This window comes from Holospora undulata HU1 (assembly GCF_000388175.3).
In the GTDB taxonomy this organism is placed as follows: domain Bacteria; phylum Pseudomonadota; class Alphaproteobacteria; order Holosporales; family Holosporaceae; genus Holospora; species Holospora undulata_A.
Genome location: NZ_ARPM03000145.1, coordinates 1 through 8,931 on the forward strand (window position 1 = coordinate 1; position 8,931 = coordinate 8,931).

The 8,931-nt window shown below is 38.0% G+C and carries 11 protein-coding genes; 7 read left to right on the plus strand and 4 right to left on the minus strand.

Annotated features, from left to right (window positions below; translation table 11 throughout):
- The 4 genes from K737_RS11140 to K737_RS04090 all read left to right on the plus strand — a co-directional run.
- On the plus strand, positions 1–195 hold a 195-nt coding region (locus K737_RS11140), incomplete at its 5' end, for a hypothetical protein (RefSeq protein ID WP_035575049.1).
- A gap of 60 nt (positions 196–255) precedes the next feature.
- Positions 256–1,554, plus strand: coding sequence for an MFS transporter (locus K737_RS04080; RefSeq protein WP_006299344.1), 1,299 nt, complete (start codon positions 256–258; stop codon positions 1,552–1,554).
- Between the two features lie 48 nt (positions 1,555–1,602).
- Positions 1,603–2,766: an aspartate kinase gene (locus K737_RS06850; protein ID WP_006299346.1), complete on the plus strand. Its 1,164-nt coding sequence runs from the start codon at positions 1,603–1,605 to the stop codon at positions 2,764–2,766.
- A 26-nt stretch (positions 2,767–2,792) separates the two neighbouring features.
- Complete coding sequence (locus K737_RS04090; protein ID WP_024161452.1) at positions 2,793–3,851, plus strand: NAD(P)H-dependent flavin oxidoreductase; 1,059 nt, start codon at positions 2,793–2,795, stop codon at positions 3,849–3,851.
- A gap of 58 nt (positions 3,852–3,909) precedes the next feature.
- Here the strand turns inward: K737_RS04090 and K737_RS04095 are convergent, their stop codons facing one another.
- Positions 3,910–4,311, minus strand: a complete 402-nt coding sequence (locus tag K737_RS04095; RefSeq protein WP_023492189.1) for a hypothetical protein — start codon at positions 4,309–4,311, stop codon at positions 3,910–3,912.
- A 154-nt stretch (positions 4,312–4,465) separates the two neighbouring features.
- Positions 4,466–5,155 carry a hypothetical protein gene (locus K737_RS04100; RefSeq protein WP_006299352.1) on the minus strand — a complete coding sequence of 230 codons (690 nt, stop codon included), beginning with the start codon at positions 5,153–5,155 and terminating at the stop codon, positions 4,466–4,468.
- A 71-nt stretch (positions 5,156–5,226) separates the two neighbouring features.
- Here K737_RS04100 and K737_RS04105 point away from each other — a divergent pair, with 71 nt between their 5' ends.
- The 3 genes from K737_RS04105 to K737_RS10095 all read left to right on the plus strand — a co-directional run bounded on the left by K737_RS04105 (position 5,227) and on the right by K737_RS10095 (position 8,078).
- Positions 5,227–5,628 (plus strand): hypothetical protein, encoded by a 402-nt coding sequence (locus tag K737_RS04105; RefSeq protein WP_006299354.1) that lies wholly within the window; start codon positions 5,227–5,229, stop codon positions 5,626–5,628.
- 326 nt (positions 5,629–5,954) lie between these two features.
- On the plus strand, positions 5,955–7,814 hold the full coding sequence (gene dnaK, locus K737_RS04110) for a molecular chaperone DnaK (RefSeq protein ID WP_006299356.1): 1,860 nt from the start codon (positions 5,955–5,957) through the stop codon (positions 7,812–7,814).
- Between the two features lie 102 nt (positions 7,815–7,916).
- Positions 7,917–8,078 carry a hypothetical protein gene (locus tag K737_RS10095; protein ID WP_161630436.1) on the plus strand — a complete coding sequence of 54 codons (162 nt, stop codon included), beginning with the start codon at positions 7,917–7,919 and terminating at the stop codon, positions 8,076–8,078.
- Here K737_RS10095 and K737_RS08910 read toward each other — a convergent pair.
- Positions 8,061–8,345: a hypothetical protein gene (locus K737_RS08910; RefSeq protein ID WP_006299358.1), complete on the minus strand. Its 285-nt coding sequence runs from the start codon at positions 8,343–8,345 to the stop codon at positions 8,061–8,063. The two genes, K737_RS10095 and K737_RS08910, sit on opposite strands and share 18 nt — an antisense overlap.
- Before the next feature lie 218 nt (positions 8,346–8,563).
- Positions 8,564–8,854, minus strand: coding sequence for a hypothetical protein (locus tag K737_RS04120; protein ID WP_024161454.1), 291 nt, complete (start codon positions 8,852–8,854; stop codon positions 8,564–8,566).
- Positions 8,855–8,931: the final 77 nt, after the last annotated feature.

Here is an 8,931-nt window from a genome sequence, read left to right on the forward strand (position 1 = left end):
CTCACTACTGCTGATTTAGATATGCAAAATCTAGCGGCTACTTTTTCAAATGATAAACCGTGCTTTTGTTTTATTTTTAATTACATAATTATAACTCCACCCAGCTCCATTGTCATATTCTTTTTATCAAGTTTTAGCTATATGCGTAGATTTGTTGAAAAAGAAGGGGAAAGGGAAAAGGAAAGGTGCTATTGATTTTTTTTTATATTGCTTTAAAATAAAATACGGATTTGTTTAAGGAAGCAGAGCTCATAATTGTTAACATTTTTCTTTCCTAAAGTTCGTAACACAGATAAACATTTTCGAAAGGTTCTTATTTCTTCTATGATTGGGAATACGTTAGAATGGTACGATTTCATGTTGTACGGATACTGTGCCGCTATTATAGGAGCATTGTTTTTTCCTGCTAATGATGCTTTTTCTTCAATGCTTGCCACTTACGGAGTGTTTTTCGTTGGGTTTGTTATGCGACCATTAGGAGGAATTTTGTTTGGGTACTTAGGAGATCGAATAGGAAGAAAGGGAGCTTTAGTTTGGTCTATTTATTGTATGGCTATTCCGACAGCGCTTATTGGAATGCTTCCCACTTATGAGCAAATCGGGTGGTTTGCCCCTTTGTTTTTGACGTGTTTGAGACTTTTTCAAGGACTTTCTATGGGGGGAGAGTTCACCGGGTCTATTGTGTTCGTTGTAGAACATGCAGATCCTCAACATAGAGGATTTTGGGGGAGCTGGACAACTTTTAGTGCAGCAATTGGCGTATTAATAGGATCTTGTATGTGTGTTGCTGTTGGAACGTTGCTGAGTGAATCAGAATTTTTAAGGTGGGGGTGGCGTGTTCCTTTTATTTTAAGTATTACAGGAAGTATAGTCGGAGCGTTTGTACGAAATAGATTACAGGAAACAGAAGCGTTCTCTCGCAATAGCTCTGACAATTTTTCGTGGAAGAAGTTTTTTGCGCGTCATGGAAAATCTTTGTTGCAGTTAGTTTGCTTAGATGTTGTTGTCGCTATTGGTTTTTTTACGATATGTCTTTTTATCGTTAATTATCTTCAAAATTTTGTTGGGGTAGGACACTATCAAGCAACGTGTATTAGCACTATTGCTACTTTAGGGTTTGCGTTAAGTATTCCGATTGGAGGGTACTGCTCTGATCGAGTAGGAAGGAAACCTGTTTTGCGTTTTGCATCGTTACTTTTGTTATGCGCAGCGATTCCCGCTTTTATCGCATTTTCTACGGGAAACATTTACCAGATTTTCTTTGCACAACTTGCCTTAAATGTAGCGTTTGGAGTTTATTATGGTGTTATTCCCGCCGTCATCGTTGAACTTTTCCCCCCCTCGATACGTTGCCTTGGAGTATCCTTGGCACACAATGTAACCATGATGGTATTTGGAGGAACGGCCCCTACGTTGGCAGTTTTTTTCATTAAAGAAGCTGGGGAAAAGTCTTTTGCATTGGTGACTCCTGGAATTTATTTAGCTTTTGGGGCTTTGGTTTCTTTTTTCGCCACTTTTTGGATTAAAGAAAGCTATCAAAAATCCATTAGTTAAGGTTTTTCTGCTACAATGTCTTCACTCAGTAAATACAAGGTAAATTATATGCGTGAAACAGAGAATAATACCGTAGTTGTAAAAAAATTTGGTGGAACTTCTTTGAATGACATCGCGTGTTTAAAGCACGCAGCTCAGCTTGTAAAAGAAGCTCAATTAAGAGGAGAGCAGCCCTTGGTCGTCGTTTCTGCCATGGGAGGGGTAACCAATCAACTTGTCCAGTGGGCAGAGGCGTGTTCGGTTCAAAACATTGACACAACAAAAGGTGAGCTAGATACAGTGGTCACCTCAGGAGAACAGGTGACTTCCGGTTTAATGTCATTAGCTCTTCAAGATTTAGGGTGTATGGCAGCTTCTTTTTTAGGTTGGCAATTACCTATTTTAACAGACGAGGTGCACAGAAATGCAGATATTGTTTCTATTAACGTTTCCCCTCTTCAACAATACATGGCCTCAGGAGGAATACCCGTTGTTGCAGGATTTCAAGGAATCACGAAGTTAGGACGGATCACTAGTCTGGGAAGAGGAGGGTCTGACACTACTGCTGTAGCATTGAGCGCCTTTTTAAACGCTCGGTTGTGCCAAATTTTTACTGACGTGGACGGTGTGTATAATGCTGACCCGTCTTGCGTTCAAAATGCAAAAAAATTCGATCGAATTTCATACGATGATATGACAACTTTTAGTCGGCATGGCGCAAAGGTACTTCACGATAAAGCGCTGTATTGGGCAAAACGCTATAAAGTTCCTATTCAAGTTTTATCAACTTTTTATCCAGAAAATCCAGGAACTTTTGTGTGCGAATCCGTGTCTGGACCAGCAAAAGGGATTGCTCACAAAGGCGTTTTGTGCTGGACTGTTCCAGTGCTTTCGCGAATAAAAGCAGACCAGTTGCTGCAAGTGCTGCAAAGCCAATTTATTTCCGTATGGGGATGGCAATGGAACAAATCTATGACTACATTTTTTACTGAAATGTCTGCAAAAAACATTGTACAGCAGTACGTTTTACCAACATTTTCTATTTTACCGCACACGATGTTCACCATAATTGGAGTGTCTTTTGAAGATGTGCCAGAAGAAAATCAGCAAAGTTTAAAACGTATGGGAGTAGAATATATTTTTCGTTCTGTAAACAGCATTAGTTATGTTGTTCAAGAACAACAAACTACACAAATCTTAAATGCGTTACACAAAATGGTACAAGAAGGATGAAAAATACTCAAAAGGAATTACTAACAATGAATAATCCAACTACTTGTCATGCGTTATCTTGGATAGAAGCACAATGGAAAAGAGGCAAAGAATTTTTAGGTACATCTACCGGAATTTTGTGTGGAGCAATGACGTGGGTATCCCACCACGAACTAGTAAAAGGTGTCTGCGATGCGGGAGGATTTGGAATTTTGGCTGGGGGATCTATGACTCCAGATGAGCTGTCCCAGCAAATTAAACATCTTGTTTCTTCTGGTTGCGGCCCTTTTGGCGTGAATCTTATTGTTTTTCATCCAAGTTTTCAAGAACTTGTTGATGTTTGCGGACAATATAATGTAAGCCACATTTTTTTAGGGGGGGGGCTTCCTTCTTCCACAGTATTTAAATCACTTGCATCTTATGGTATTAAACCTGTAGCTTTTGCGCCTTCTGCAGCTTTAGCTAGACGATTAATTCTTAGCGGAGCTCAAGGATTGGTTATAGAAGGCAATGAAGCCGGGGGGCATGTGGGGCCGGTAGCCACTCAAGTTTTGGCCCAAGAGATACTTCCTGTTGTTGGCAAAGATGTTCCTGTATTTGTGGCCGGAGGAATCGGAAACGGAAGAGGAATTTTGTCTTATCTGTGCATGGGAGCATCTGGCTGTCAATTGGGGTCACGTTTTGTGTGTACTCACGAATCTCAAGCGCACAATTCTTTTAAAGAAGCTTTTATTCGCGCCCAAGCCAGAGATGCTGTTCTTTCTTATGGAATCGATTCACGCCTTCCAGTAATCCCTGTTCGTGCAATTTCTAATAAAGCAACGGAAAATTTTGTAATTCTTCAAAAATCTGTTGTAAAAGATATAGAAGAAGGTACGTTATCTTTAGAAGAGGGAAAAATGAAAATTGAGCAATTTTGGTCCGGCGCTCTATACAGGGCAGTAATAGAAGGAGATATAGAATACGGATCCGTTATGGCAGGACAAAGTGTGGGCATGATAAAGTCTAAAGAATCCTGTAAGCAGGTTATACAAACCTTATTAAAAGAGATGGTGGAAGCATTCACAGAAATTAAAATGACATCGGCTCTTTCTTGCAATACGTAAAATTCTTACTTTTAAAGAGTACAGATGATTCCTTAATTTAAAGAAACAATTCCATTGTCTAATTTTCTTCTATTATACAAAAAGGAAGTCTTTCCCAATACGATGAAATAAATTGAGGTCCTTGCGTGGACTCACAACATCGGTGGATCTTTTTTTCAAAAATCACTAAATTTCCTGGATAGTAGAGTTGATCTTGGTTCCAGTTTCCTTTAAATTGCCACAAAGGCAGAACCACTTCTTGAAATTTTCCATTAGCTTCTGTTAAAGTTATAATGTTGTCTTTGCACGAAAAAATTATTTTTTCTGTACTAGGTTGATTTGCAGAAGAATGCACCATCTGAGATTCTAGATTTCTTAAACGCTCTTCTACTTCGGCAAGCTTTTCCATAATATGTTGAAAGTTCCCATCTACTTCTAGGGCTGTTAACGGGCTTTTTCGGTCTTTCCAATAAATAATCATATACCTAAGTTTCCTCATGAAAAATCAAGACCAATTTTTTTAGTAAGTATTTAAAACAAAATATCTTTGAAAAAAATCACATCTTTCCAAGACAAACAAATCTTAATGGGGGGGCTTTAAAAAAATATATTAAAATTATTGCCACATTGATAATTTAATCCTCAGAACGCTTAACAATCATAAACTTAATCCACAAATCATTATTTTTTAAATTATAGTGCAGTGAACGATACAACTGTTTGTAATCGTTGTACAATAAATAACAATTTACTTCTCCACATTCTATCGTTTGTTTGAGAGAAACAACTTTATTTGCCCCATAAAATTCTTGACCAGAACGCCAATCCAGAGCAGTACAAAGCCCTGCAGTTCTTGGAAGGCAGTACCACTGCATACAATCTTTTGGATCTTTGCATTCAAGAACTCCACAAGGTAACGCTGCGCTATTAGGACTAAGCACGCAACTGTCTTTGGTGAAAGAAAAATGTTTGGTAAACACAGAAGAAGAAAAATCCAGACAATAGGAAGAACTTTCTTCAAATGATTCTATATTTTGCTCGAACTCACTCCATCCGGCAGGATACAAAGAAATAGATACACTTTTAAAAAAACTTTTTGTTTGATAAAGCACTGCCCCACTTAAAGGAGGATGCTGGGGGGTTTTTTTCATTTGAATAATAGGGCGCAGCAAAATGGGTTCAAAACTTAAACGTGCTTTCAATTCAATACGCAAAGGAAACAAGTTCTTTGCCTTTGCTGGCTCTAATTCTTGGGCGTCCATCACTAAAAAAGGATCGTCTTGATTCTCAAATTCTGTACTATTGACATAATAAAAGTTTCTCAATAAACAATCATATATTTTGTTTTTACTTTTAAAGTATACACTATATCGGAAAGCATTGCAAAATTATATCAATGAAAAAAAATTTCTTTTTTTGTTACAGTGTTTTGGGAATTTGCACAATAGGAGTAACATCTTCTGCATTATCAAGTCAAAATTCCAGCCCAATTTTTTCAAATACCAATAATAATAAAGAGCTAATAAGCGCCCAGGATTCAATTCTTATCGCTTTTCGAGAAGAGCTTCCTTTGCCAGGCGTTATGTCGTTGTTATACGAAATTAAAATTATTCTTGGATCACTAGAAGGAGTAAATGTAGAAGCAAAAGAAGCCTTAGAATCTATAAAACTTTCTATCCAAGAACATTCTGAAAATTCAGAAGTTTTGGTAACAATACTAAAAAAATTAAGAGACATGTACCATGACAAGCAAGTTGTATTGTTACACATAGCTGAATCTCCTCAAACCACCACTTGATGGTAATCTTTATTATTAAAATAAGTTTATGTATTAAATGGTAATATGCATAAGAAAAATTTCTTTTTCTTATCTTTTACCTAACTTGATCTAAGCATTTTTTCCTTGCCCAATGAAATGTTTTTTGGTATGAAAAAAATAGCTGATCAATTAAAAAAACAATAACAAATCGATCCCCCCCCCCTTTTTATCACTGTTCGATTAAACAGCTCTTTGTTTTGCGTATTAACGGTTTGTATCTTAACCCTGAAATAGCATTAATTACTCTTGTCTCGTTAGATATTTATTGGTACAATAGACATCAAAGTTTGGCTGGGAAATACACTATGGGAAAAATTATCGGAATTGACTTAGGAACAACAAATTCTTGCGTTTCTATCATGGAAGGGGGAAAGGCTATAGTTATAGAAAACGCAGAAGGGAATCGGACAACCCCTTCTGTCGTAGCGTTTAGCGCTTCTGGGGAACGACTTGTTGGCGTTACTGCAAAACGTCAAGCTGTTACGAATTCAAAGCGTACTTTTTACGCCGTAAAACGATTAATTGGAAGACGCTATGACGATCCTTTGACACAAAAAGATCAAAAAATGGTTCCCTATCCTATTTGCGCTCTAGCAAATGGAGATGCAGGGGTGTCAGTAGATGGAGAACAGTACACGCCTAGTCAGATCAGTGCATTCATTTTACAAAAAATGAAGGCTTCTGCTGAAAACTATTTGGGAGAAACAGTAACAGAGGCGGTTATTACCGTTCCTGCCTATTTTAATGATGCACAAAGACAGGCCACAAAAGATGCAGGAAGAATTGCTGGATTGGATGTAAAGCGTATTATTAACGAACCTACTGCTGCTGCACTTGCTTATGGAATGGACCGAGGAAAAGAAGGAGTAATAGTTGTCTATGATCTAGGAGGGGGAACTTTTGACGTTTCTATTTTAGAAATAGGAGGGGGCGTCTTTGAAGTAAAGGCAACCAATGGAGACACTTTTTTGGGTGGAGAAGACTTTGATCTTCGAATCATTGATTATTTGGCAGAAGAGTTTAAGAAGACAACCGGAATAGACCTTCGGAAAGATCCCTTGGCGTTGCAACGTTTAAAAGACGCTGCAGAAGAAGCAAAGAAAACGCTTTCAAATACTGTAACCACTGATGTTAATCTTCCTTTTATTACAGCAGATGAGACAGGTCCTAAACACTTGCATGTTACTCTGAAACGTTCTACCTTAGAATCATTAGTCGCTGATTTAATTGAGCGTACCATAGAGCCGTGTCGTGCCGCCTTAAAAGATGCGGGAATTAGTATATCCGAGATTCAAGAAGTAATTTTGGTAGGGGGAATGACCAGAATGCCTCGGATCATTGAAAAAGTTAAGGATTTTTTTGGAAAAGAACCCCATCGTGGAGTAAATCCAGATGAAGTGGTCGCCATGGGAGCAGCCATTCAAGGGGGAATTTTAAGAGGGGATGTAAAAGACGTTTTGCTTTTGGATGTCACCCCTCTTTCCCTTGGAATCGAAACCTTGGGAGGTGTTTTTACGCGTTTAATTGAAAGAAATACTACAATTCCTACAAGAAAATCTCAGGTTTTTTCTACTGCAACAGACAATCAAACTTCAGTAAATATCAGAGTTTTTCAAGGGGAAAGAGAAATGGCAGCAGATAACAAACTGTTAGCACATTTTGACCTTATGGGAATTACTCCTGCTGCCCGCGGTATTCCCCAAATCGAGGTTACTTTTGATATCGATGCAAACGGTATAGTGAATGTTTCCGCCAAAGACAAGTCTACAGGAAAAGAGCAGCAAATTCGCATCCAAAATTCAGGAGGAATTAGCGAAAAAGAAATAGAGCAAATGGTTCAAGATGCAGAACGTCATAGAAAAGAAGATGCGCACAAGCGTCGTTTAGTAGAAGTTCGTAATCGTGGAGAAAGCCTTGTGTACGAAGTAGAAAAGCAAGTAAAAAATCTTGAAGCGCATCTCCCCGAAGAAGAAAAATTTCGATTAGAGCAAGAAGTAAAAAAAGTTAAAGAACTTTTGGAAAAAGACGATGTGGAAGCGATAGAATCTAGTGTACAAAACTTAGAAACAGAACTTACAAAACTTATGGAGCTTTCTAGCAAGCACCCCCCTTCTGAAGAAAACAAAACGTCTTCAGAAGATGAGTCAAAAAACACAGAATCTTAAGCGTCTTATATCTCATAAAAAAGAAGCTCTGTTTTAAGAAATACAGGCTTCTTTTTGTGAAGAGCTTTAAATTTTTTATATCAAATAGCGACTAAATAATAATTGAAGCCAAGTGGGGAGCGCCAAGAAAATTTACAGACGCTTCGTCATACCGCGGGGCAATGGCGCGGTATTGCTTTCAGTTTAGAAAAAAAAACTCTCAATCAAATGACGGGATTTAAAGATGTTTGTCATAATATGAAGGCTTTAAACGGTTCTTTTTAGGGGGAATAACGGCCTTACGCCCTTTTCTTTTAAGTTTTTGCTTTCATCGACAAGCACTCCATCAGCCTTCGCGAGGCAATCTATCAACGCATCGGCGCCTTCCAAGTCATGTATCTGACCTTCTGTAAGGTAAAAAGCAATTGGATTTCTTGTGGGATTTCCTTGAGTCATCCCACATTGCTTAGATCTTAACGCTAAACCTCCAGCAAAACATCCAATAACCTGGTTCTCGTCTTTTTTTAGAACCGTGTTGATGGACGTGCACAATCTTTCATTGCGTACTTTTTGTCTAGATTATCCTTGGATGTAACGCACACATCTCCTTGTTTTCCAGGAAAAAGATTATTTTTCTTATCCTAATGATTATCACGAAATCCATAACGTCTGAATAAAGAAGATTTATGATAAAAAGACCAGGAGATATGGTAAGAAATACGAACAGATCAAAAAAATATCAGAAGAAAAATTCCACAGGTTGACAGGAGTTAAAAAGGGGACATTTTACCATACTCCCCCTCACTTTTTTTCAGGTAGTTTAAAAGATCGCTGAAATCAAAGAATAAGAGTTTATCTTTGATCCACCTGAGTCCTCTTGTGAAGTATGAATACAAAGATGAATAGAAAGGCGCTCTGACTGTTTTTTTGTAAGCACATTCTTGTGTAAGACCCGTTATAGAAGCGTATAAAATAGCAACAGCGACAATGGTCATAAGTTTGGAAAGTCTTTCCAAATCTTTCATAGGGGGATTTTCAAGGGTAACCCCTTGCGTTTTCATAGTTCTGAACAGCCGTTCAATATCCCATCTTTGTTTGTTTAGTACCCGGTCTTTATCTTAAGCAAATGACAAGGTAC